This window comes from Pseudomonas sp. Z8(2022), from assembly GCF_025837155.1.
GTDB lineage: Bacteria > Pseudomonadota > Gammaproteobacteria > Pseudomonadales > Pseudomonadaceae > Aquipseudomonas.
In genome coordinates, this window is record NZ_CP107549.1 from 2,024,513 (window position 1) to 2,047,436 (window position 22,924).

The window sequence follows — 22,924 nt, forward strand, 5'->3', positions numbered from 1 at the left end:
GGATTTTCATCCGGCTACAAAAAAACTGCCATCCGGCCAACCACCGGACGCCTGATGCAATACCCCTCGTTTCCCACCAGCTCACCTGCTGGCGGAGACGACTCCAACACTCAATGATTCGAGGGGAGAACACCCATGCTCTTGCGTAGCACCCTGGCCGGCCTTGCGCTGACCATTGCCGCCGCCCAGGCGTCGGCCGAAACCATCCGCGTCGCCATCGGCACCCAGGACACCACCATAAATTGCGCCGCCGGCGGTCTGCTCATTCGTGAGCTGGGCTTGCTCGACAAGTACCTGCCGAAGGAAGGCAAGTATAGGGACGCCGACTACGTCGTCGAATGGAAAAACTTCACCAGCGGCGCGCCGCTGACAAACGAGATGGTCGCCGGAAAACTGGATTTCGGTGCCATGGCTGAATTCCCGGCTGCCTTCAATGGCGTCGCCCACGAGGAGGCGGGCAAGCGCAGTCTGCTGATCAACGTGCTGTCCGGCAGCATCAAGGGCAGTGGCAACGGCATCGTGGTGCCGGCTGCCTCGCCAGTGCAGTCGCTGGCCGACCTCAAGGGCAAGACCATTTCAGTGCCCTTCGCCTCCACGGCTCATGGCGTACTGCTGCGTGCGATCCAGGCCCAGGGCTGGGACCCGGAAAAAGACGTACGGATCATCGCCCAGGCACCAGAGATTGCCGGTTCGGCACTGCGCAGCAACCGTATCGATGCCCATGCCGACTTCGTGCCCTTCGCCGACCTGTTCCCCAACCGTGGCTTCGCCCGCAAGATCTTCGATGGCTCGCAGACCCAGGCTCCGACCTTCCATGGGGGCCTGGTCAACGCCGAGTACGCCGAGAAGTACCCGGAAGTGGTGGTCGCCTATCTGCGTGCCGGTATCGAAGCCAACCAGTTGCTGGCCAGCGACCCGGAGAAGTACAGCCTGCTGATCGAGAAGGTCACCGGTATCGAAGCCGAGGTGAACTACCTGTTCCATGGCCCACTGGGCCTGCAGACCCGCGACCTGACCTGGAAGCCGGAGTACCGCAAGGCGGTGGCAGGCGCGCTGGAAACCCTCAAGACGCTCAAGCGGACCAACCGCGATCTCGACCTGAACACCTTCATAGACGACCGCTACGTGCGTCAGGCCTTTGCAGCGTCCGGCGTGGACTACGAAAAGGCGCTGGCCGACTACGCGCCGATCGCCCTGAAGGCCAGCGATGCGGTCACCGGCAAGCCGATCACCGACTTCAAGCGTGTCGCGCAGATATGGGTGCGTGGCGAAGACAAGGTACGCAGCTACGCCTCGCCGGAAGCCGCGCTCCAGGCTTTGGCTACCTTGGAAGAAGAGGGCAAGGACATCCGTGCCATCTACGCCCATGCCGCCGACAGCGGGCTCAAGCTGCTGGCCAACCAGGCCTGGTTCGTGCGCAACGGCAAGGGTGAGCTGAACGCCTTCCTGCTCAAGGAGCAGGCCCAGTCCTACGCCCAGGCCAACGGCGGCGAAGCGCTGGACTTCGTCGACGTCAACCAGAAACTGGTGGCACAACGCTGACGATATTCCCTCTCCCCTGACCCCTCGGCTTTAGCGTCCTGCGTCGCCCTACCTCCTGCATCCATGCAGTCGTCTTCCGCAAGCGGGAGAGGGCGACTCGCGCCTGATGCGGCGTTCGGCTGCACATGACCTGTGTTGCCGAGCACAGCTACAGTCCCCTCTTCCATTGATGGGAGAGGGGCGGGGAGAGGGCATTCCCTGGAGAGCCCATATGACACACCTCTATCGCTGGCCCACGCGTCTGGCCTCGCTGGCCGCCTGCCTGCTGTTCTGGCAGGTGGCCGCCAACCAGCGCCTGGATCTGGGGCTGATCGCCTTTACCTACGTGCCGACTCCAGCCGCGGTGCTGGATGCCGTCTGGCACCTGCTGCAATCGAGCAAGCTCGCCGATCACCTCGGCAGCAGCCTGGGCCGGGTGTTCGCCGGCTACCTCAGCGCGGCCATAACTGGTGTGTTGCTGGGCCTGGCCATCGGCCGCTCCAAATGGGCCGAGGACAGCCTGTTGCCGCCCCTGGAGGTATTGCGGCCGATTCCCGCCGTGGCCTGGATTCCCCTGGCCATCCTGATGTTTCCCTCGTCGGAGCTGTCGATGGTGTTCATCACATTCACCGGCGCACTGTTCCCCATCCTGCTCAACACCGTGCATGGGGTGGAGGGTGTCGACCCACGGCTGATCGCCTCGGCGCGCAGCCTGGGGGCAGGGCGCCTGGCGATCCTGCGTGAGGTGATCCTGCCCGGCGCGGCGCCAAGCATCGTCACCGGCTTGGCCATCGGCATGGGCACCTCCTGGTTCTGCCTGGTCACCGCCGAGATGATCTCCGGCCAGTTCGGCATCGGTTACTACACTTGGGAGTCCTACACCATTCAAAACTACCCGGACATCGTCGTCGGCATGTTGTTGATCGGCCTGCTGGGTATGGTCAGCAGCGGCCTGGTCAAGCGCCTCGGCGGCCTGGCCACGCCCTGGTACCGCAGTGGAGCACAGCGATGAGCGCCTACGAGAAAGCCCCCGAGCCCGGCCGCATCGACGGCCGCCAGCTGTCCATTCGTCTCGGTCATGGCCGTGATGCCTTCGAGGCGGTACAGGCGCTGGACTTCACTGTTGAACCCGGCGAGTTCGTGTGCATCCTCGGCCCGTCCGGTTGTGGCAAGTCGACCCTGCTCGGCGCCCTGGCCGGCCATCTGCGCCCGGCCGGCGGCAGCCTGCTGGTGGACGGCGCGCCAATCTCCGGCCCGTCGCCGGAGCGCGGCATGGTGTTCCAGCACCACACCCTGCTGCCCTGGCGCAGCGTGCTGGACAACGTCGCCTTCGGCCTGAAGATGCAGGGCATCGGCAAGATCGAACGGTGCAGCCAGGCTGCCGAAATGCTACGGCTGGTCGGCTTGCAGGATTTCGCCACTCGCTGGCCCAGCCAGCTGTCCGGCGGCATGCAGCAGCGTGCCGAGATCGCCCGTGTGCTGATCAACCGGCCGCGCCTTCTGCTCATGGACGAGCCGTTCGGAGCCCTCGACGCGCAGACCCGTTCGCGTATGCAGGAGCTGCTGCTGGATATCTGGACGCGCATCCGCACCACCGTGGTGTTCGTCACCCACGATATCGACGAGGCGCTGTTCCTCGCCGATCGCATCCTGGTGATGAGCCCGCGTCCTGGCCGCTTCATCGAAGATCTGCGTCTGGAGTTCCCGCGCCCGCGCAATGCCAGCCTGCTGACCAGCCCCGGTTTCGTCCATTTCAAACGCCACTGCCTGGACCTGCTGCGCCACGAGGAAGGACGCGAGTTGCCGCGCCTCACTCCGTTGGGCTTGCCGACCACCGACCACCCGCCACTGCGAATAGCCTTATGACCGATCTGACCACCAATAACCCGGACATTCTCGAGCTGTTGCCGCGTCTGGCCGATGCCGACGCCGCCGTCCGCCGCATTGCCCTGATCGAGCTGGCCGATCTGGAAGACCCCGACGCCTTGCCCTGGTTGACCCGCACCCTGGGTGACGACCCTGCCTTTGAGGTGCGCGCCGAGGCCGCGCGCTTGCTGGAGGCCTGGGAAGAGCCGGAAGTGGTCTCCGCCTTATGCGCTGCGCTCGCCGATGCAAATGAGACAGTGCGGGCCGCCGCAGCTCAGAGCCTGTCCGAGTTGAAGAGCGCCGAGGCTGGCAGGGTGATCCTGCCCTGGGCTGCTCATGACGACGCTTTCGTTCGTGCCAGTGCCCTGCGTGCTCTGCGCGAGCTGCGTCTGGTCGAGGCCGCGCCGCTGGCTCTGGGTGCATTGCACGACAGCCACGCCTTCGTCCGCCGCGAGGCAGTCGGCATCCTCGGCTGGCTGAAGCAGATCGACGCGTTGCCGGCCCTGGCCACCCTGGCCAGCAGCGATCCGGATACCGAAGTGCGCCGAGCTGCCGCCGGTGCCCTGGGACTGGCCAATGACGCCACCGTACTTCCCGCCCTGCGCGTGGCCTTGTGTGACCGCGAATGGCAGGTACGCGAGGAAGCAGCCACTACCCTTGGCAAGGTTGGCCAGAGCGAGGCCGGCCCGGCCCTGATCGACGCGTTGGCCGACGGCTACTGGCAAGTGCGCCTGCGCGCGGCCCGAGCATTGGGCAGGCTGCGTTTCGCCGCCGCACTGCCGGAGCTGGTCGACCTGCTCGGTCACAGCATCAGCAACCTGCGCAAGGAGGCCGCCCTGGCCCTTGGCGAGCTGGCCGACATTAGCGCCGTACCAGCGCTGCAAGCGGCAGAAAACGACGGCGACCCGGAGGTGCGCAAGGCCGTGCGTATCGCCCTCGCGCAGTTGCAGGACGCGAACCAGTGACTACGCCAACGTCCCTGCGCAGCGCCGCCGGCCAGCTCTTCGTGGACTGGTCGGACGGCAGTCACAGTCAAATCGCCCACGCCCGTCTGCGCGCTGCCTGCCCTTGCTCGCAATGCCGCGCTGCACGCCTGCGTGGGCGTATCGACCTGGTACTGGTCAACATTCGTCTGCAGGCCGTCAATGCGCAGGGCTATGGTGCGCAACTGGTTTTCAGTGATGGTCATGACCGTGGCATCTACCCCTGGGACTACCTTCGCGAGTTGTCTGCCTGAGTTCCGGCAAGCCTCGTTTCCCCGCCTCATCGTCGCCAACGACGAGCTGAATAGCAGCCTCGGCAATAGGCGCTGCCTCGTTTGCCATGTGGCTCTACCGCCTTGCAGCAAATGGCAAATTGCCTTCCCAGCGGTATATGCCTAGGATTCGTCAATTCCGATTGTCATGCCGGACGCCTCTGAAGCGCAGAGAGAGGCGTGCAGATTCGCGCTAGCCCGCCGATGCTCGGCTCCTGTTGCCACTTTCGACTTACGCGAACCCATGGTCACTACCATCATTCTCGGCATGCTTTGCGTGCATTTGCTCTGCTTCTCCATGATGTTCCTGCTGATCAGCACGCGGCTGAAGGGCAAGACGATGGGCATGGAGATCTTTGCGCTGGGCAATCTTCTGCTTGGACTTGCCTACATCCTGCAACTGCTCGAGGGGCAGGCAGGGTGGGGGCTGATGAATCTGATCAACCATACGCTGACGCTTAGCGCACCTTTCGCTTACGTCCTGGGGGCCATGCGCTTTTTCGAGCGTCCGACACCGGTGCTGCGTCCGCTGCTCATGCTGGTGGTCGTCTATACCGCGGCACAGGTGCTGATGCAGTGGTGGTTCGGCGAGGCGGCGCGTCACGCCATGCTGGCCGGTATCTGCGCACTGCTCTTTCTGGGCATGACGGTAGCCGTGATATATGCCGGCCGTAGTTTTGCCCGGGACCTGCGCGTCGAGATGATCGTGTTTGCCGTGCTGATCAGCGGCATCTGCGCGCTCAACGCCATCAAGTTCGCGATGATCGTCGAAGGCGGTATGGCCGCGCTGGATATGAACAGCGGCTTTCAGAAAATCTTCTATATCTACATGTCGTTCCTGGCCACCGTATTGCCGCCGTGCGCGGTCTGGCTGGTGCTGCGTCGCCTCACAGATGAGCTGCGCAGCCTGGCGGCGCATGACCCGCTCACTCGTTTGCTCAACCGGCGTGGGCTGATGGACGCCCTGGCGGCGCAATTTCGCTTGCGCATGGCTGGTCCTGCTTACCTGCTGATCATCGATATCGATCACTTCAAGCACATCAATGACACCCATGGCCACAAGGTCGGTGATCAGGTTCTGTGCCATGTTGCCGATGTGCTCAAGTCCACCGCTCGCCAAGGTGACCTGATCTGCCGTCTGGGCGGCGAGGAGTTCGTGGTCATCGCCCTGGAGACGGACAAGGCCGGTGTCATGCGCATGGCGGAGCGCATGCGTGCCGTGATCGAGCATATCGAGGTGCCTGGTACCGGCCAGACGCACCCGGTCCGCTGCACGGTAACCATTGGTGTATCGGATGGCTTCAACTCTGTTGACGCCTTCGACGGGGCGTTGCAGAGCGCCGATGCCGCGCTGTACCGCGGCAAGACGGCTGGGCGTAACCGGATCGAATGGGCGCTGGCGGTCGAGGCGTGACAGCTTCGCACGGCTGACGAATAATCCCTGGCACCTCGCTTTCAGCCTGCAGAGACCTTCATGAGCGCCAAGCTACCGCCCCTCGTCTTGTCCATTCAGTCGCATGTTGCCTGGGGGCATGTCGGCAACGCCGCAGCGGTTTTCCCTTTGCAGCGGCTCGGTTTCGAGGTCCTGCCGATTCACACCGTGCAGTTCTCCAATCACACCGGTTATGGTCAGTTTCGCGGCCAGGTGTTCGGCGCCGAACACGTGCGCGAAGTGCTGCTCGGGCTGCGTGAACGTGGCGTGCTGCCGCGCCTGTCCGCCGTGCTGTCCGGCTACCTGGGCGATGCCGATACGGGGCGGGTGATTCTCGAGGCGGTGGGCGAGATTCGCCAGCACAACCCGGCAGTGCGCTACCTGTGCGACCCGGTGATGGGCGACGTCGGGCGTGGCGTGTTCGTCAACCCGGCAATTCCCGATTTCCTGCGGGATCAGGCCATTCCCTTCGCCAATATCATCACGCCCAACCAGTTCGAGTTCGAACTGCTGACCGGCTCGAAACCGGCCAACCTGCAGGAGGCGGTGAAGATCGCCCGGCAGTTGCGTGGCCGTGGCCCGGATGCGGTGATCGTGACCAGCCTGGCGACGCCGGATATCCCTGATAGCGAACTGGGTACGCTGGCGGTGAACGGTGAGGGCGCCTGGCTGGTGACCACGCCACGCCTGGCGCTGCATCCGCTGCCCAACGGCATGGGAGACGTGTTCTCGGCCACGCTGCTGGGCCGGTTGCTGGCCGGCCAGGCGCTACCGCAAGCACTGGAGCAGGCTACGGCCACGCTCTACGCACTGGTCGAGCAGACCGAAGACGGTGCCCGCGACCTGCCGCTGGTGGCCGCGCAGGAGCAGATCGTGGCGCCGACCACGCGCTTCGTTACGCGACAGATTGCCAGCGCCTGACCCTGACGCAGAAGCCTTCACAGCAGGCATCAGCAACTGAGAGATCAGCGGCCTCGTTACCCGGCATTTTCATTTTTTCTTTGAAACTCCTGTTGCTTATCGCCACTTTTTTCATGCTTCGGCATGGTTCAGACTAGCGCCCATTCGCGTCATCCAATCCATCAGGAGGTTATTCATGAGCCCCGTTTCCTTCGCGCGTCAGCGTTACACCACCAAGGCCTACGATGCCAGCCGCCAGGTGGACCAGGCGATCATCGACGAATTGCTCGAACTGCTGCGCCTGTCGCCGTCGTCGGTCAACTCGCAGCCGTGGCACTTTGTCGTGGCAAGTACCGCCGAGGGCAAGGCGCGCCTGGCCAAGGGCGCACAGGGCGGTTTCGCCTATAACGAGCCGAAGATTCTCAACGCCTCGCACGTGATCCTGATCTGCGCCCGCCGCGACCTCGACGATGCCTACCTGGCGGAGGTGCTGCAGCAGGAGGCCGACGACGGCCGCTTCCGTGATGATGCGGCGCGCACCACCCAGCACAACACCCGCACCAGTTATGTCGAACTCCACCGTGGCCTTGGCGACATGCAGCACTGGACGGAGAAGCAGGCCTATCTGGCACTTGGCACCCTGTTGTTGGGCGCCTCAGCCAAGGGTATCGACGCTACGCCAATGGAGGGCATCGACCGTCAGGCGCTGGACGAGGAGCTGGGGCTGGACGCCCAGGGCCTGACCAGTGTGGTAGCAGTTGCGCTGGGCTACCGCAGCGACAGCGATTTCAATGCCGCGCTGCCGAAGTCCCGTCTACCTGCCGAGCGGGTGTTCACCCACCTCTAAGCGCGTTGCCCCTCCGTGCCAGTGCGCAGAGGGGCCGGGCTGCCGCTCATTCCGGCAGCCTGGCGATCACCTTGATCTCGAAGTCGAAGCCGGCCAGCCAGGTCACGCCAACCGCAGTCACGTTCGGGTAGGGGGCCTGGCCCCAGTAATCGGCCACCACTTCCCAGATGGTTTCGAACTTCGAGTGCGGTTCGACCATGAATATCGTGGTGTCGACCACATCATCGAAGCTGCAACCCGCTGCGTGGAGAATCGCATTCAGGTTGGCGAAGGCGAGGCGAACCTGATCCGTCAGATCGGGTTCGGGCGAGCCGTCCTTGCGGCTGCCGACCTGGCCGGATACGAACAGGAAACCGTTGGAGCGAACCGCTGGCGAGTAGCGGTGAAGTTCGTACAGGTCATGGCGCTCTGCCGGGAAAACCACATCACGTTTGCTTGTCATCATTGCCTCGTCGAGGGCCAATGCGGCCCGCTGTTGTCGATGACGCCACTCTAGGAGTGCCACCGAAGCGGATAAACGAGCAACTCTGGTCATGACTGTTTGTAGAATCCAAACAATCAATGATCGAGAGAGACGTGAAATGGACCGTTTCGATGCGATGCAGGCTTTCGCCCGGGTGGTGGAAACCGGCAGTTTCACCAAGGCAGCTGCGACCCTGCACATGAGCAAGACCAGCGTGACCCAGCTGCTCCAGCAGCTGGAAGCGCGGCTGCGTGTGCGCCTGCTCAACCGCACTACGCGCAAGGTCAACGTCACGGCTGATGGGGCTGCCTACTACGAGCGTGTGGTGCGTCTGCTGGCGGATGTCGACGATGCCGAAACCAGCCTGTCTAGTGCCTCGCTGGCCCCGCGTGGTCGTTTGCGCGTGGATGTGCCCAGCCCCTTTGCGCGCATGCTGCTGATTCCGGCGCTGCCCGCCTTTTACGCACGTTATCCGGAAATTCAGCTGACCCTGGGTGTAAGCGACCGAATCATCGACATCATCGGCGAGAACGTCGATTGCGTGGTGCGTGGCGGCGAGATCACCGACCAATCGCTGGTGGCGCGTCACGTGGGGGATCTGCAACTCGGCGTCTACGCCACACCGGGCTATCTGCAGCGAGTGGGAACTCCTTCTCATCCACGTGAGCTGGAGTCGGCCGGGCACAGTACGGTGGGGTTCCTCTGGTCACGAACGCGCAGGGCCTTGCCCTATGCGATGCAGCGGGGAGAAGAGCGCATCGAAGCGCAGGGCCGCCCGCTGTTGACCGTCGATGACGGCAATGCCTACCTGGCCGCAGGGCTGGCGGGGCTGGGCATGCTCTGGTTGCCGCACTACATGGCCAAACCGCACCTGGCCAGTGGCGAACTGGTGCGCCTGTTCGGCGACTGGCAGATGACGCCGATGCCGATGTACCTGGCCTTTGCGCCTAATCGCCATGTCAGTGCCAAGCTGCGGGTATTCATCGACTGGGTGGTGGAGCTGATGGCCGAGCATGCACCGGTGTCGTCGAGACCTGAGTGACCGGCCGGCGAGGCGTGATGCCTTGATCGGTGTTCTGCAAACGCACCGGGCCTCGTGGGAGCGGCAACGCGCTTTGATTCACGAGAATCCGATTGACTCTTGAGAATGATCGTTCTACGTTCTGAGAACGATCATTCTCTACGGTCAAGAACATGTCTGACGATGCTTCCCTGCAACACCGCCTGCTACAGACCACCGAAAGCCTGATCTATGCCGGCGGCATCAATGCCACCGGCATGGACGCCATCGTCAAGGCTTCGGGGGTGGCGCGCAAAAGCATCTATCGCCTCTATCCGACCAAGGAGGCGCTGGTCGCAGCCGCGCTGCGCGAACGTGACGAACGCTGGATGCAGTGGTTCATCGCGGGCACCTCCGCCGGCTCGCCGGGCGAGCGCTTGCTGGCGGCATTTCCGCTATTGCGCAGCTGGTTTCAGACACCCGATTTTCGCGGCTGCGCCTTTATCAACGCGGCTGGCGAGATCGGCGATCCCGACAGTGAGATCCGCGCCGTGACGCAGTTGCACAAACAGCGGCTGCTGGCCTATCTGCAGGAGCTGACCACGGCCTGCGGCTTTGCCGAACCCGAGGAGATGGCGCGGCAGTTTCTCCTGCTGATCGACGGCGCTACCGCCCTCGCCATGGTCACCGGTCAGGCCGATGCTGCCGACAGTGCCGGCCGCACTGCGCAACTGCTTCTGCAAAGCCTGTCGCCCAGCGATGGGCACAATTCCCCGCAAGCCTGAGGTGCCGCCATGTCGTCCAATCCTGAAGTACATCCGCCGCTGCCGCCGTTCACCCGCGAGAGCGCCATCGAGAAAGTCCGCCTGGCCGAGGATGGCTGGAACAGCCGCGACGCCGGCAGGGTGGCGCTGGCCTACAGCCACGATACGTGCTGGCGCAACCGCTCCGAGTTCATCAATGGCCGCGATCAGGCACGCGCGTTCCTCGAGCGCAAGTGGGGCAGGGAGCTGGAGTACCGGCTGATCAAGGAGCTGTGGGCATTCACCGACAACCGTATCGCCGTGCGCTATGCCTACGAATGGCGTGACGATTCCGGTAACTGGTATCGCTCATACGGCAACGAGAACTGGGAGTTCGACGCCAACGGGCTGATGATCAATCGTTACGCCAGCATCAACGACCTGCCGATCCAGGAGTCCGAGCGCAAGTTCCGCTGGCCTCAGGGGCGGCGTCCGGACGATCATCCGGGTCTCTCCGAGCTGGGGCTGTGATCGCGTCAGGTGGGTGCGCCGCATTGCTGCTTTAATGCGTACTGAACCCGAGCCGCGAGAGCTTTCCGGATGAATCGCAACGACCTGCGCCGCGTCGACCTGAACCTGCTGGTGATCTTCGAAACCCTGATGTTCGAGAAGAACCTTACCCGCGCGGCCGAGAAGCTGTTTCTCGGCCAGCCGGCGGTCAGCGCGGCACTGGCCCGCTTGCGGGATCTGTTCGATGATCCGTTGCTGGTGCGCAACGGCCGCAGTTTCGAGCCGACCGCGCGGGCGCTGGCGATTCTCAAGGAGCTGCAACCGGCGATGGACACCATCTCGGGTGCGGTAAGCCGTGCCCGCGAGTTCAACCCGGCGACCAACCGCGACACCTTTCGCATCGGTCTGTCCGATGACGCCGAGTTCGGTCTGTTTCCGGCCTTGCTCAATCGGATCCGTGAAGAGGCGCCGGAGGTGGTGATCGTGGTGCGGCGGGTCAATTTCCTGCTGATGTCGCCGATGCTTGCCTCGGGGGAAATCTCCGTGGGCGTCAGCTATACCACCGAGCTGCCGGCCAACGCCAAGCGGCGCAAGTTGCGCGAGATGAAGGTCAAGGTACTGCGTGGCGACGACCGCCCGGGGGCGCTGACGCTGGACGAGTACTGTTCACGTCCGCATGCGCTGGTGTCGTTCTCGGGAGATCTGAGCGGCAATATCGACAACGATCTGGCGCGCCTGAACCGGTCCCGTCGCGTGGTGCTGGCGGTGCCGCAGTTCAGTGGTTTGCGCTCGATCATCGCCGGCACGGAAATGCTCGCTACCGTGCCGGACTTCGCCGCGGCAGCGCTGATCGAGGGAACCAGTCTGCGCGCCGATGATCCGCCATTCGAATTGGTGAATTCGGAGCTCTCCATGGTCTGGAGCGGGGTGACCGACAACGATCCGGCCGAGCGCTGGCTGAGAAGCAAGATCGTCGAGTTCATGGGCGAACCTGGCGCCTGAGTGCGTCAGTCGCGAAAGAACACCTGGATCAGGTGGTAGCCGAACTGGGTCTTCACCGGGCCGTGTACTTCACGCAGCGGTTTCTTGAAGATCACCTGATCCACCGCCCGTACCATCTGTCCGGGGCGCACTTCGCCGAGGTCACCGCCTTTCTTGCCGGAAGGGCAGGTGGAGTGCTTGCGCGCCAGTACATCGAAGGCCTCGCCAGCGGCGATGCGCTTCTTCAGTGCCACGGCTTCCGCTTCGGTCTTGACCAGGATGTGGCGGGCCATTGCCTTTGCCATTGATGGGGTCCTCAATTCTGTCAGGGCGCTATTGTGCCAGTATTTGTTGCGCCAGCAGAATGACGCCAATTTTATGGGGTGTGCATCATCCGCGATGCGGGCGAAACATGTCCTATGGTTTTTCAATCGTATTAACGGAAGCGCCGTCATGGATCTCCACGCAATGCTGAAAATCCTGTCCAGTCAGGATGGCTCCGACCTCTATCTCTCCACCGGCGCGCCGCCCTGTGCCAAGTTCAACGGCGTGCTCAAGGCGCTGAGCCAGGAGCCGATGAAAGCCGGCGACGTCGCGGTCATCGCCGATTCGATCATGGATAGTGCGCAGCGCGAGGAATTCGAACGCGAGCTGGAGATGAACCTGGCGATTTCCGTGACCGGCGTCGGACGCTTTCGTATCAACATCTTCAAGCAGCGCAACGAGGTGTCCATCGTCGCGCGCAACATCAAGCTGGATATTCCCCGTTTCGAAGACCTGAAGCTGCCGGAAGTGTTGCTCAGCACGGTGATGGAAAAACGTGGCCTGGTACTGTTTGTCGGGGGCACCGGTTCGGGCAAGTCGACGTCCCTGGCGGCGCTGATCGACTACCGCAACCGCAACAGCGGTGGCCATATCATCACCATCGAAGACCCGGTGGAGTACGTGCACCGGCACAAGAAGTCGATCATCAACCAGCGCGAAGTGGGGGTGGATACCCGCAGCTTCCACGCCGCGCTGAAGAACACCCTGCGTCAGGCGCCGGACGTGATCCTCATCGGCGAGATCCGCGACCGCGAAACCATGGAACATGCCCTGGCCTTTGCCGACACTGGCCACCTGGCGATTTCCACCCTGCATGCCAACAATGCCAACCAGGCGCTGGACCGCATCATCAACTTCTTCCCCGAGGATCGTCGCCCGCAACTGCTCAACGATCTGGGCAACAACCTCAAGGCGTTCGTTTCGCAGCGTCTGGTCAAGACCGTCGATGGCAAGCGTCGCGCCGCGGTGGAGGTGATGCTGGGCACGCCGACGGTGCGCGATCTGATCAAGCGCAACGAGTTTTCCGAGCTCAAGGAAATCATGGAGAAATCCAAGAACCTCGGCATGCAGACCTTCGATCAGGCCCTGATCGACCTGGTGCACGAGGGCGCCATTGACGAAGAGGAGGCGGTGAAGAACGCCGATTCGGCGAACAACGTGCGTCTCAAGCTCAAGCTCTATCGCGACAACCCGGCCAATGCCAAACCGGCACCCCCTGTGCCTGCCGCTGCGCCCGCCACGCCGGTCGCCGCTCCGAAAGCGGCTGCTGCTGGCGATTGGGGGCTGGAGCTGAAGCTGGAGGATATCGAAGAAGAGCTGCCGCCAGAGGATCCAGGGCGTCAGGGAATCTAGGGGCTTTCCCGCTGCGCGGAAGGTGTTGCTCCAACGGGCCGACGGCCTTGCAACTCCTTCCAGTAGCCTTCCTGGATGCGCGCCAGCAGGCCTTCGGCGCGTAGAGCCTCGACGCTTTCGCGCAGACGCCTGACCAGTTTTTCGTCGCAAATCTTCGAGCAGGCCAGGTAGAGCCCGCTGCTGGCCAGGACAGGACCCACGTGCAGACGAGCACGTTCACTCTCAGGCCATTGCCGCAACCCTTCCGGCACGCTGGTGAACCAGGCGTCGACGCGGCCTAGTTCGAGCATGCGTAGCGCGCTCTCGCCGAACTGCAGATCGACGATCTGTTCGTTGCTGAAACCCTCATTCAGCAGCATCTGCTCCTGCGCCGTGCCGCGCGCTATGGCCACTTTACGGTAGCGTTGGCGGGCTTCGGCAAAACTCGTCAGCGACGGCTCCAGGGTGAAAAAGACGCGCTCCAGCAGCATGATCTCGGCGATCCAGGTGAAGGCGTCTTCGCGCTCCGGGACGCGTGACTGCGGGGCCATCAGCAGGTCGGTGCCGCGGCTGACCTTCACTTGTGTGCGGGCCCAGGGCTCCACCTTCAGCTGCACGCTGTAGCCGGCCCGCTGCAACGCGGCCAGTACCACGTCGCCGACCATGCCTCGGGCGTGTTCCTCGAATGGTTGAGTCAGCGGCGGCGCGTTGGCAACGTACAGCTGCACCGATTCCTCGGCGGGCAGCAGGGGAAGGTAGAGCAGCGGCAGGCAAAGCAGGGCTCTTTGTGCAAGCAAGACGGGAATCCCTTCACGACGAATTCACGCAGTATAGATAGCCTGGCGAGGTCAGTAATTGGCCGTCCTGACCTCGCCTGGAGGTCACTCGCGCAGCGCCGGCAGGTCGCGATACAGCTCCAGTGCCTCTGGATTGGCCAGGGCATCGGTATTCTTTACCGGGCGACCATGGACGACGTTGCGCACCGCCAGTTCGACTATCTTGCCGCTGATGGTGCGCGGGATATCGGTGACCTGGACGATGCGCGCCGGCACATGACGCGGTGTGGTGTTGGCACGGATGACCCGGCAGATTTCATTGCGTAATGCATCGTCCAGCGTCACGCCATCACGCAGCCGCACGAACAGCACCACGCGCACGTCACCTTGCCAGTCCTGGCCGATGGCGATGGATTCCAGTACCTGCGGCACCTTTTCCACCTGGCGGTAGATTTCTGCGGTGCCGATGCGCACGCCGCCCGGGTTGAGCACGGCGTCGGAACGGCCGTGAATGACCAGGCCGCCGTGCGCGGTTTCCTCGGCGTAGTCGCCGTGGGCCCAGACACCCGGGAAGGTGTCGAAGTACGCCGCGCGAAATTTTTCGCCATCAGGGTCGTTCCAGAAGCCCACCGGCATCGAGGGGAAGTGGCGGGCACAGACCAGCTCGCCCTTGTCGCCGGTGACCGGCTTGCCACTCTCGTCCCACACCTGCACATCCATGCCCAGGCCCTTGCACTGCAGTTCGCCGCGCCATACCGGCAGCGTCGGGTTGCCGAGGGCGAAGCAGGAAACGATATCGGTGCCGCCGGAGATCGAGGACAGGCACAGATCTGCCTTCACGTCGCGATAGACGTACTCGAAGCTCTCGTGGGCCAGCGGCGAGCCGGTGGAGAGAATGGCCTTCAGGCGCTCCAGCTTGTGCGTCTCGCGTGGCTTGGCGCCGGCCTTCTCCAGGGCGGCGATGAACTTGGCGCTGGTGCCGAAGATGGAGATGTCCTCGGCGTCGATCAGGTCGATCAGGCGAGTCGGTTGCGGGTGGAAGGGCGAACCGTCGAACAGCACCAGGGTCGCGCCCAGGGCCAGGCCGGAAACCAGCCAGTTCCACATCATCCAGCCGCAGGTGGTGTAGTAGAACAACGTGTCGTCTGCACTGAGGTCACTGTGCAGGCCCAGCTCCTTGACGTGCTGCAGCAGGGTGCCGCCGACGCCATGGATGATGCACTTGGGCACGCCGGTGGTGCCGCTGGAGTAGAGGATGTACAGCGGCTGGTCGAACGGTACTGGGGTGAACTGCGGCTCGCCGCCGGGCTGGTAGAAGTCCTGCCAGAGGCTGATGCGCGCCACCGCACGGTAGTCCTCGATGCCGGCCTCGTTGTGCGAATAGGGCACTACCACCAGCTGCTGCAGTGATGGCAGGCGTTCGAGGATTTCGTTGAGCTTGTCGGTCAGGTCGATGTTCTTGCCAGCGTAGCGGTAGCCGGCGGCGGCAATCAGCACCTTGGGTTCGATCTGGCCGAAGCGGTCGATCACGCCCTGGGTGCCGAAGTCCGGTGAGCAGCTCGACCAGGTGGCGCCCAGGCTCGCCGTGGCGAGCATGCCCACCACGGTCTGCCAGGTATTGGGCATGACGGCTGCCACACGGTCGCCAAGGCCAACGCCGGCGTCACGCAGTGCACGTTGCAGCCCGGCGACATGGGCGGCGAGCTGCGCGTAGCTGAGCTGTTCGCGGCTGCCGTCCTCGCCGATGGCAACCAGGGCCGGGTGGCCATCGCGACGACGCAGCAGATGCTCGGCGAAGTTCAGGGTGGCGCCGGGGAACCACTGCGCATCGGGCATGGCGGGGCCTTCACGCAGCACGCATTCGCCAGGGTTGTGGAAGCGAATTTCGAAGAAATCGACGATGGCTTGCCAGAACGCCTCGCGGTTCTCAACACTCCAGGCGTGCAGGTCAGGGTAGTTGGCCAGTTGCAGACCGTGGCGCTCGTTGACGAAGCGGCGCAAGGCATCCATGCGGCTGGCGGCGATACGCTCGGCGGAAGGTGTCCACAGAGGTTGTGGCATGGTCAGTCCTCGTCATTCTTGTTCGTGTCGTTGAGGTTAGTGCGTACAACCTGTCCCGCCTTTAACTCAGACGACCTTTGTTGCCATTGCACCGACCTGTTCATGGCTTCGCCAGCCGTCCCTGCCCGCAGAGGCGGATTATCGGCTCAGCCGCGCCCGCGCCACCCGCGAGCCGTTGGCCTTGCCGAGCACCTGGCAGATGCGTGCGCCGGCTTCGATCAGTTTGTCCATGTCGATGCCGGTGTTGATGTCCAGACCCTGCAGCATATACAGCACGTCCTCGGTGGCGACATTGCCGGTGGCGCCCCTGGCGTAGGGGCAGCCGCCCAGACCTGCGACCGAGCTGTCGAACACGCTGATGCCTTCGAGAAGGCTGGCGTAGATATTGGCCAGGGCCTGGCCGTAGGTGTCGTGGAAGTGGCCCGCCAGCAGGCGGCGCGGTACCTCGCGGGCGACCGTCTCTATCAGCTGGCGGGTCTTGCCCGGCGTGCCGGTGCCGATGGTGTCACCCAGCGAAACCTCGTAGCAGCCCATGGCGTACAGCTCGCGGGCCACGCTGGCGACCTGAGCCGCATCGATTTCGCCGTCGTAGGGGCAGCCCAGCACGCAGGAAACGTAGCCGCGCACGCGCACGTTCGCCGCCCTGGCGGCCTCCATCAGCGGCACGAAACGCTGCAGGCTCTCGGTGATGGAGCAGTTGATGTTCTTCTGCGAGAAGGCCTCGCTGGCCGCGGCGAACACCGCCACTTCCTCTACCCTGGCTTCCAGCGCGGCCTCGAAACCCTTGAGGTTCGGCGTCAGCGCCGCGTAGGTGACGCCCGCCTTGCGCTGGATACCGGTGAAGACCTCGGCGGAGCCGGCCATCTGCGGCACCCACTTGGGCGAGACGAAACTGCCGACTTCGACGTAGCGCAGCCCGGCGGCGGACAGGTCGTCCACCAACTGCACCTTGTCGGCGACGCTGATAGGTTGTTTCTCGTTCTGCAGGCCGTCACGCGGGCCGACTTCGACCAGGCGGACGGAGGAGGGCAGGTTCATGGCGTTTCCTTCATGATCAGATACCGTAGGGTGCGCCGATGCCCGCGGCCGGAGCAAGCTCGCGGCAGCATAGGGCCTGGTGCTGCAGGTTCATTCCAGCTCCACCAGCACGGCGCCTTCGCTGACCATTTCCCCTTCGCTGCAATACAGCGCCCTGACCGTACCGGCCTCGGCGGCGCGGATGCTGTGCTCCATCTTCATCGCCTCCAGCACTACCAGGGCGGTGCCAGCCTCGACTGCCTGGCCCGGTGCGACCAGCACGCGCACGATACTGCCGTTCATCGGCGCACTCAGGCCGCCATGCTGCACATGGCTGGCTTCGGCGGCGGCGATGGGATCGAAGTGGGTGACGGCATGCAGCTCGCCGGCCCATTGCAAAAACAGCGTGTCGCCACGGCGGATGGCGCACAGGCGCTGGCGCGTGCCGTCGATCTCGGCCAGCAGTTCCTCGCCCTGCAGACGGGCGAGCTGGCGCGCACGCACCTTGCGCTCGCTGCCCTGGCAACTCAGGTGCAGGTCGATTTCCGCCGGGCCACCCGAGCGCCAGCCACTACGGCCGGCCCAGGGCGAATGGAGATCGTCGGCGCGCTGCAGCGGCGCTTCGCTCTGTACCCAGGCATCGGCGGCCAGATCCCAGAAGGTTTCCGGCAATTCACCGACCTCCGGCAGCAGTTGCTGCTGGTGGCGCGGGATAAAGCCGGTGTCCAGCTCGGCGGCGGCGAAGGCCGGGTGAGCCAGCACGCGACGCAGGAACGCCAGGTTGGTGCGCACGCCACCGACCCGGGTTTCCTCGAGCATCGCCAGCAGGCGCAGGCGCGCTTCCTCGCGGTTCTCGCCCCAGGCGATCAGCTTGCCCAGCATCGGGTCGTAGAACGGCGAGACCTCGTCGTCCTGTTCGACCCCGCTGTCGACGCGGCGGCCGTCGCCGCTGGCGGACTCCCGGTACAGCGCCAGCCTGCCGGTGGCCGGCAGGAAATCGTTGTCCGGGTCTTCGGCATACAGCCGCACTTCGATGGCGTGGCCATTGAGCGGCACCTGTTCCTGGGTGATCGGCAGCGGCTCGCCGCGGGCGACACGAATCTGCCAGGCGACCAGATCGAGGCCGGTGATGGCCTCGGTGACCGGGTGTTCCACCTGCAGGCGGGTGTTCATCTCCATGAAGAAGAATTCGCCGCGCTCGTCGAGCAGGAATTCCACGGTGCCGGCGCCGACATAGCCGATGGCCTGCGCCGCCTTGACCGCCGCCTCGCCCATGGCGCGGCGCAGCTCTGGCGACAGACCGGGGGCTGGGGCTTCCTCGACCACCTTCTGGTGGCGGCGCTGGATCGAGCAGTCGCGCTCGTTGAGGTACAGGCAGTTGCCGTGACGGTCGGCGAACACCTGGATCTCCACGTGACGTGGCTTGAGCACGTATTTTTCCACCAGCATGCGCGAGTCGCCGAAGGCCGACTGCGCCTCGCGCTGGGCCGATTCCAGAGTCTCGGCCAGCTGTGCTTCGCTTTCCGCCACCTTCATGCCCTTGCCGCCACCGCCGGCAGCGGCTTTCAGCAACACCGGGTAGCCGATCCGAGCCGAGGCGGCGCGGAAGGTTTCGTAGTCCTGTGCTTCGCCGTGGTAGCCCGGCACCAGCGGTACGCCGGCCTGTTCCATCAGTGCCTTGGCCGCGGACTTGCTGCCCATGGCCTCGATGGCCGAGGCGGGCGGGCCGAGAAACACCAGCCCGGCTTCTTCGATGGCGCGGGCGAAGCCGGCGTTCTCCGAAAGAAAGCCATAGCCCGGATGGATGGCCTGAGCGCCGCTGGCCTTGGCGGCGGCGATGATCCTGTCGATCAGCAGGTAGCTTTCGGCAGGCTTGGCGCCGCCGAGATTGACCGCTACATCGGCTTCGCGCACGTGGCGGGCGTTGGCATCGATGGCGCTGTGCACGGCCACGGTACGCAGGCCCATGGCCTTGGCGCTGCGCATGACGCGGCAGGCGATCTCGCCACGGTTGGCAACCAGCAGGGTGTCGATGTGCGTGTGGCTCATGCTTGCGGCTCCTGCCAGCTGGGCTGGCGTTTTTCCAGGAAGGCGCGCAGACCGTCCTGTCCTTCGGCGCTGACGCGCAGACGGGCGATGGCGTTTTCGGTGTAGCGGCGCAGGGCCGGGCTCAGCTTGCCGCTGCCCACTTCGCGCAGCAGATCCTTGCTGGCACGCATGGCTTGCGGGCTGTTCTGCAGCAGGTTGGCCACCCAGGCCTCGACCTGCGTCTCCAGCTCGGCGGCCGGATAGCATTCGGCGAGCAGGCCCAGTTCACGGGCACGCTTGCCGTCGAAGCGCTCGGCGCTCAGCGCGTAACGCCTGGCGGCGCGCTCGCCGATGGCCTGCACGACGAAGGGACTGATCACCGCCGGGGCCAGACCGATACGCACTTCCGACAGCGAGAACAGGCTGTCCTCGGCACCGATGGCCATGTCGCAGCAACTGGCCAGGCCTACCGCGCCGCCGAAGGCTGCGCCCTGGATCACGGCCAGGGTCGGAATTTTCAGACCGTGCAGGTTGTACATCAGCTCGGCCAGTTCGCGGGCGTCGCTCAAGTTGGCGTTGTAGTCCAGCTCGGCCGCGTGCTGCATCCAGGCCAGGTCGGCGCCGGCGGAAAAATGCCGGCCGCGCCCGCGCAGCAGGAGAAAGCGCAGGCTCTTGTCTTCGCCAACGGCGTCGAGGGCGAGAATCAGCTCGCGGATCATCTCGGCGTTGAAGGCGTTGTTCTTTTCCGCACGGTTCAGCCACAGGGTGGCGAAGCCGCGCGGGTCTTTTTCCAGCTGTATGGTGGTGAAGTCGGTCATGGTCAATCCCGGAATCTGCTTTGCCCTCTCCATTCATGGGCGAGGGCCGGGGAGACGGCGCTCAAACCTTTTACCCTCTCCCCCGACCCCTCTCCCGCAAGCGGGAGAGGGGAGTTGGTTATCACATGCGGAACACGCCGAAGCGGGTCGGCTCGATCGGCGCGTTGAGGCTGGCCGACAGGGCCAGGGCCAGTACCTCGCGGGTCTGCGCCGGATCGATCACTCCGTCGTCCCACAGACGGGCGCTGGAGTAGAAGGCGTGCGCCTGCTGCTCGTACTGCTCGACGATGGGCTGCTTGAGGCGCAGCTCGTCCTCATCGCTGAAGGCCTGGCCGGCACGCAGGGCCTGCTCGCGCTTGACCTGCACCAACACGCCGGCGGCCTGCTGCGCGCCCATCACGCCGATCCGCGCATTGGGCCACATCCACAGGAAACGCGGATCGTAGGCGCGACCGCACATGCCATAGTTGCCGGCGCCGAAGCTGCCGCCGATGATCACGGTGAATTTCGGCACCTGGGCGCAGGCCACCGCGGTGACCAGCTTGGCGCCGTGCTTGGCGATGCCGCCTTCTTCGTACTTCTTGCCGACCATGAAACCGGTGATGTTCTGCAAAAACAGCAGCGGGATGCCGCGCTGGCAGGCCAGCTCGACGAAGTGCGCGCCTTTCTGCGCCGATTCGGCGAAGAGGATGCCGTTGTTCGCCAGGATCGCCACCGGGTAGCCATTGATGCGGGCGAAGCCGCATACCAGGGTGGTACCGAACAGTGCCTTGAATTCGTCGAGCTGCGAGTCGTCGACGATGCGGGCGATCACCTCGCGCACGTCGAACGGCTGCTTGGCGTCGGCGGGAATCACCCCGTACAGCTCCTCGGCCGCATAGCGCGGGGCGATCGGTGCGCGGCAGTCGAGCTGGCCGAGCTTGCGCCAGTTGAGGTTGGCGATCGAGCGGCGGGCCAGGGCCAGCGCGTGTTCGTCGTCCTCGGCGTAGTGGTCGGCCACGCCGCTGGTCTTGCAGTGCACGTCGGCACCGCCCAGTTCCTCGGCGGTCACCACCTCGCCGGTGGCGGCCTTCACCAGCGGCGGGCCGGCGAGGAAGATGGTGGCCTGGTTGCGCACCATGATGGTCTCGTCGCTCATGGCCGGCACGTAGGCGCCGCCGGCGGTGCAGGAACCCATGACCACGGCGATCTGGGGAATGCCCTGGGCGCTCATGTTGGCCTGGTTGAAGAAGATGCGGCCGAAGTGCTCGCGATCCGGGAATACCTCGTCCTGGCGCGGCAGGTTGGCGCCGCCGGAATCCACCAGGTAGATGCACGGCAGGCGGTTCTGCTGGGCGATGGTCTGCGCACGCAGGTGCTTCTTCACCGTCAGCGGGTAATAGCTGCCGCCTTTTACCGTGGCGTCGTTGGCCACGATCATGCATTCGACGCCCTCGACGCGGCCGATGCCGGCAATTACCCCGGCGGCGGGCACGTCCTCACCGTAAACCTCATGGGCGGCCAGCTGGCCGATCTCGAGGAACGGCGAGCCCGGGTCGAGCAGGCGGTTGATGCGCTCGCGCGGCAGCAGCTTGCCGCGCGAAGTGTGGCGTTCCTGGGCCTTGGCGCCGCCGCCTTCATGGGTGCGGGCGAGCAGGGCGCGCAGTTCGTCCACCTGGGCGAGCATGGCGGCCTGGTTGGCGGCGAACTCCGGCGAACGGGTATTGATCTGGGTATGCAGGATGGCCATGTGGCGCACTCCGGGTTGTAGGCTGTGGCTCCCCTCTGCCCCTTGTGGGAGAGGGGCCGGGGGAGAGGGTGGGTGGTTGACGCAAAGCCCCTCTCCCTAACCCTCTCCCACAAGGGGGAGAGGGGACTGTCCGTGCCTTACTTGGTCTCGTTGAACAGCTCGCGGCCGATCAGCATGCGGCGGATTTCGCTGGTGCCGGCGCCGATCTCGTAGAGTTTGGCGTCACGCAGCAGGCGGCCGGCCGGGTATTCGTTGGTGTAGCCGTTGCCGCCGAGGATCTGGATGGTGTCCAGCGCCATTTTCGTTGCCATCTCGGCCGTGTAGAGGATCACTGCGGCGGCGTCCTTGCGCGATTCCTCGCCGCGGTCGCAGGCCTTGGCCACGTTGTACAGATAGGATTTCGAGGCGTTCATGCCGGCGTACATGTCGGCGATCTTGCCCTGGATCAGCTGGAATTCGCCGATCGACTGGCCGAACTGGCGACGCTCGTGAACGTAGGGCACCACCACGTCCATGCAGGCGCTCATGATTCCGGTCGGCCCGCCGGAGAGCACGGTGCGCTCGTAGTCCAGGCCGCTCATCAGTACCGCCACGCCACGGCCTTCGGCGCCGAGAACGTTCTCTTCCGGCACTTCGCAGTCCTCGAACACCAGCTCGCAGGTGTTGGAGCCGCGCATGCCCAGCTTGTCCAGCTTCTGATGGCGGGAGAAGCCCTTGAAGTCGCGCTCGACGATGAATGCGGTCATGCCACGCGAGCCGGCGTTGATGTCGGTCTTGGCGTAGATCACGTAGGTGTTGGCATCCGGGCCGTTGGTGATCCACATTTTGTTGCCGTTGAGCACGTAGCGGTCGCCGCGCTTCTCGGCGCGCAGCTTCATCGACACCACGTCGGAGCCGGCATTCGGTTCGCTCATGGCCAGCGCGCCGATATGTTCGCCGGAGCAGAGCTTGGGCAGATATTTGCGTTTTTGCTCTTCCGTGCCGTTCTTGTGGATCTGGTTGACGCACAGGTTCGAGTGCGCGCCATAGGACAGGCCCACCGAGGCCGAGGCGCGGCTGATTTCCTCCATCGCCACCACATGTGCCAGGTAGCCCATGTCGGTGCCGCCGTATTCCTCCTTCACGGTCATGCCGAGCAGGCCCATGTCGCCGAACTTGCGCCACATGTCCATGGGGAACTCGTTGTCGCGGTCGATCTGCGCGGCACGCGGCGCCAGCTCGGCCTGGGCGAACTGGCGAACCGAGTCGCGCAGCATGTCGATGGTTTCACCGAGACCGAAGTTCAGGGAGGGATAACTCATAAGGCACCTGTAATTGTTGT

Annotated in this window: 22 protein-coding genes; 13 read left to right on the forward strand and 9 right to left on the reverse strand. The window is 64.4% G+C overall.

The genetic code is table 11. From position 1 onward, the window contains the following. The first annotated feature begins 135 nt into the window (after window positions 1-135). The 8 genes from OEG79_RS09585 to nfsB all read left to right on the forward strand — a co-directional run bounded on the left by OEG79_RS09585 (window position 136) and on the right by nfsB (window position 7,821). A complete protein-coding gene (locus OEG79_RS09585) occupies window positions 136-1,542 on the forward strand; it encodes an ABC transporter substrate-binding protein (RefSeq protein WP_264148489.1) in 1,407 nt (468 codons plus the stop codon). Window positions 1,543-1,753: 211 nt separating this feature from the next. Next, on the forward strand, window positions 1,754-2,533 hold the full coding sequence (locus OEG79_RS09590; RefSeq protein ID WP_264148490.1) for an ABC transporter permease: 780 nt from the start codon (window positions 1,754-1,756) through the stop codon (window positions 2,531-2,533). Further along, the gene (locus OEG79_RS09595; RefSeq protein ID WP_264148491.1) at window positions 2,530-3,387 is read left to right on the forward strand and encodes an ABC transporter ATP-binding protein; all 858 of its coding nucleotides are present in this window, start codon (window positions 2,530-2,532) and stop codon (window positions 3,385-3,387) included. The genes OEG79_RS09590 and OEG79_RS09595 overlap by 4 nt, the downstream gene beginning before the upstream one ends. Then, a complete protein-coding gene (locus OEG79_RS09600) occupies window positions 3,384-4,352 on the forward strand; it encodes a HEAT repeat domain-containing protein (protein ID WP_264148492.1) in 969 nt (322 codons plus the stop codon). The genes OEG79_RS09595 and OEG79_RS09600 overlap by 4 nt, the downstream gene beginning before the upstream one ends. After that, window positions 4,349-4,624 carry a DUF971 domain-containing protein gene (locus tag OEG79_RS09605; RefSeq protein WP_264148493.1) on the forward strand — a complete coding sequence of 92 codons (276 nt, stop codon included), beginning with the start codon at window positions 4,349-4,351 and terminating at the stop codon, window positions 4,622-4,624. The genes OEG79_RS09600 and OEG79_RS09605 overlap by 4 nt, the downstream gene beginning before the upstream one ends. Before the next feature lie 262 nt (window positions 4,625-4,886). After that, on the forward strand, window positions 4,887-6,056 hold the full coding sequence (locus OEG79_RS09610) for a GGDEF domain-containing protein (protein ID WP_264148494.1): 1,170 nt from the start codon (window positions 4,887-4,889) through the stop codon (window positions 6,054-6,056). A 60-nt stretch (window positions 6,057-6,116) separates the two neighbouring features. After that, on the forward strand, window positions 6,117-6,995 hold the full coding sequence (gene pdxY, locus OEG79_RS09615) for a pyridoxal kinase PdxY (protein ID WP_264148495.1): 879 nt from the start codon (window positions 6,117-6,119) through the stop codon (window positions 6,993-6,995). A gap of 175 nt (window positions 6,996-7,170) precedes the next feature. Next, window positions 7,171-7,821 (forward strand): oxygen-insensitive NAD(P)H nitroreductase, encoded by a 651-nt coding sequence (nfsB, locus tag OEG79_RS09620; RefSeq protein ID WP_264148496.1) that lies wholly within the window; start codon window positions 7,171-7,173, stop codon window positions 7,819-7,821. A gap of 46 nt (window positions 7,822-7,867) precedes the next feature. Here the strand turns inward: nfsB and OEG79_RS09625 are convergent, their stop codons facing one another. Then, a complete protein-coding gene (locus OEG79_RS09625; protein WP_264148497.1) occupies window positions 7,868-8,263 on the reverse strand; it encodes a RidA family protein in 396 nt (131 codons plus the stop codon). A gap of 139 nt (window positions 8,264-8,402) precedes the next feature. Here OEG79_RS09625 and OEG79_RS09630 point away from each other — a divergent pair, with 139 nt between their 5' ends. The 4 genes from OEG79_RS09630 to OEG79_RS09645 all read left to right on the forward strand — a co-directional run bounded on the left by OEG79_RS09630 (window position 8,403) and on the right by OEG79_RS09645 (window position 11,539). Continuing rightward, complete coding sequence (locus OEG79_RS09630; protein ID WP_264148498.1) at window positions 8,403-9,326, forward strand: LysR family transcriptional regulator; 924 nt, start codon at window positions 8,403-8,405, stop codon at window positions 9,324-9,326. Between the two features lie 152 nt (window positions 9,327-9,478). Continuing rightward, window positions 9,479-10,069 carry a TetR/AcrR family transcriptional regulator gene (locus OEG79_RS09635; RefSeq protein ID WP_264148499.1) on the forward strand — a complete coding sequence of 197 codons (591 nt, stop codon included), beginning with the start codon at window positions 9,479-9,481 and terminating at the stop codon, window positions 10,067-10,069. Window positions 10,070-10,078: 9 nt separating this feature from the next. Further along, window positions 10,079-10,558, forward strand: a complete 480-nt coding sequence (locus OEG79_RS09640) for a nuclear transport factor 2 family protein (protein WP_264148500.1) — start codon at window positions 10,079-10,081, stop codon at window positions 10,556-10,558. Window positions 10,559-10,627: 69 nt separating this feature from the next. Further along, the gene (locus OEG79_RS09645; protein ID WP_264148501.1) at window positions 10,628-11,539 is read left to right on the forward strand and encodes a LysR family transcriptional regulator; all 912 of its coding nucleotides are present in this window, start codon (window positions 10,628-10,630) and stop codon (window positions 11,537-11,539) included. A 5-nt stretch (window positions 11,540-11,544) separates the two neighbouring features. Here OEG79_RS09645 and OEG79_RS09650 read toward each other — a convergent pair whose 3' ends face one another. Continuing rightward, a complete protein-coding gene (locus OEG79_RS09650; RefSeq protein ID WP_233787615.1) occupies window positions 11,545-11,823 on the reverse strand; it encodes a peptidylprolyl isomerase in 279 nt (92 codons plus the stop codon). A 148-nt stretch (window positions 11,824-11,971) separates the two neighbouring features. On the opposite strand from OEG79_RS09650, the gene OEG79_RS09655 reads away from it, so the two are divergent. Next, the gene (locus OEG79_RS09655) at window positions 11,972-13,195 is read left to right on the forward strand and encodes a PilT/PilU family type 4a pilus ATPase (RefSeq protein WP_264148502.1); all 1,224 of its coding nucleotides are present in this window, start codon (window positions 11,972-11,974) and stop codon (window positions 13,193-13,195) included. Here the strand turns inward: OEG79_RS09655 and OEG79_RS09660 are convergent. The 7 genes from OEG79_RS09660 to OEG79_RS09690 all read right to left on the reverse strand — a co-directional run bounded on the left by OEG79_RS09660 (window position 13,192) and on the right by OEG79_RS09690 (window position 22,904). Next, window positions 13,192-13,971, reverse strand: a complete 780-nt coding sequence (locus OEG79_RS09660; protein WP_264148503.1) for a substrate-binding periplasmic protein — start codon at window positions 13,969-13,971, stop codon at window positions 13,192-13,194. The two genes, OEG79_RS09655 and OEG79_RS09660, sit on opposite strands and share 4 nt — an antisense overlap. An 84-nt stretch (window positions 13,972-14,055) precedes the next feature. Then, window positions 14,056-16,011, reverse strand: coding sequence for an acetoacetate--CoA ligase (locus OEG79_RS09665; protein WP_264148504.1), 1,956 nt, complete (start codon window positions 16,009-16,011; stop codon window positions 14,056-14,058). A gap of 138 nt (window positions 16,012-16,149) precedes the next feature. Further along, window positions 16,150-17,049: a hydroxymethylglutaryl-CoA lyase gene (locus OEG79_RS09670; RefSeq protein ID WP_264148505.1), complete on the reverse strand. Its 900-nt coding sequence runs from the start codon at window positions 17,047-17,049 to the stop codon at window positions 16,150-16,152. 90 nt (window positions 17,050-17,139) lie between these two features. Further along, window positions 17,140-19,077: an acetyl/propionyl/methylcrotonyl-CoA carboxylase subunit alpha gene (locus OEG79_RS09675; protein WP_264148506.1), complete on the reverse strand. Its 1,938-nt coding sequence runs from the start codon at window positions 19,075-19,077 to the stop codon at window positions 17,140-17,142. Further along, window positions 19,074-19,874, reverse strand: coding sequence for a gamma-carboxygeranoyl-CoA hydratase (locus OEG79_RS09680; protein ID WP_264148507.1), 801 nt, complete (start codon window positions 19,872-19,874; stop codon window positions 19,074-19,076). The genes OEG79_RS09675 and OEG79_RS09680 overlap by 4 nt, the downstream gene beginning before the upstream one ends. Before the next feature lie 121 nt (window positions 19,875-19,995). Further along, window positions 19,996-21,603 (reverse strand): carboxyl transferase domain-containing protein, encoded by a 1,608-nt coding sequence (locus OEG79_RS09685; protein WP_264148508.1) that lies wholly within the window; start codon window positions 21,601-21,603, stop codon window positions 19,996-19,998. Window positions 21,604-21,740: 137 nt separating this feature from the next. Further along, on the reverse strand, window positions 21,741-22,904 hold the full coding sequence (locus OEG79_RS09690) for an isovaleryl-CoA dehydrogenase (protein ID WP_264148509.1): 1,164 nt from the start codon (window positions 22,902-22,904) through the stop codon (window positions 21,741-21,743). Window positions 22,905-22,924: the final 20 nt, after the last annotated feature.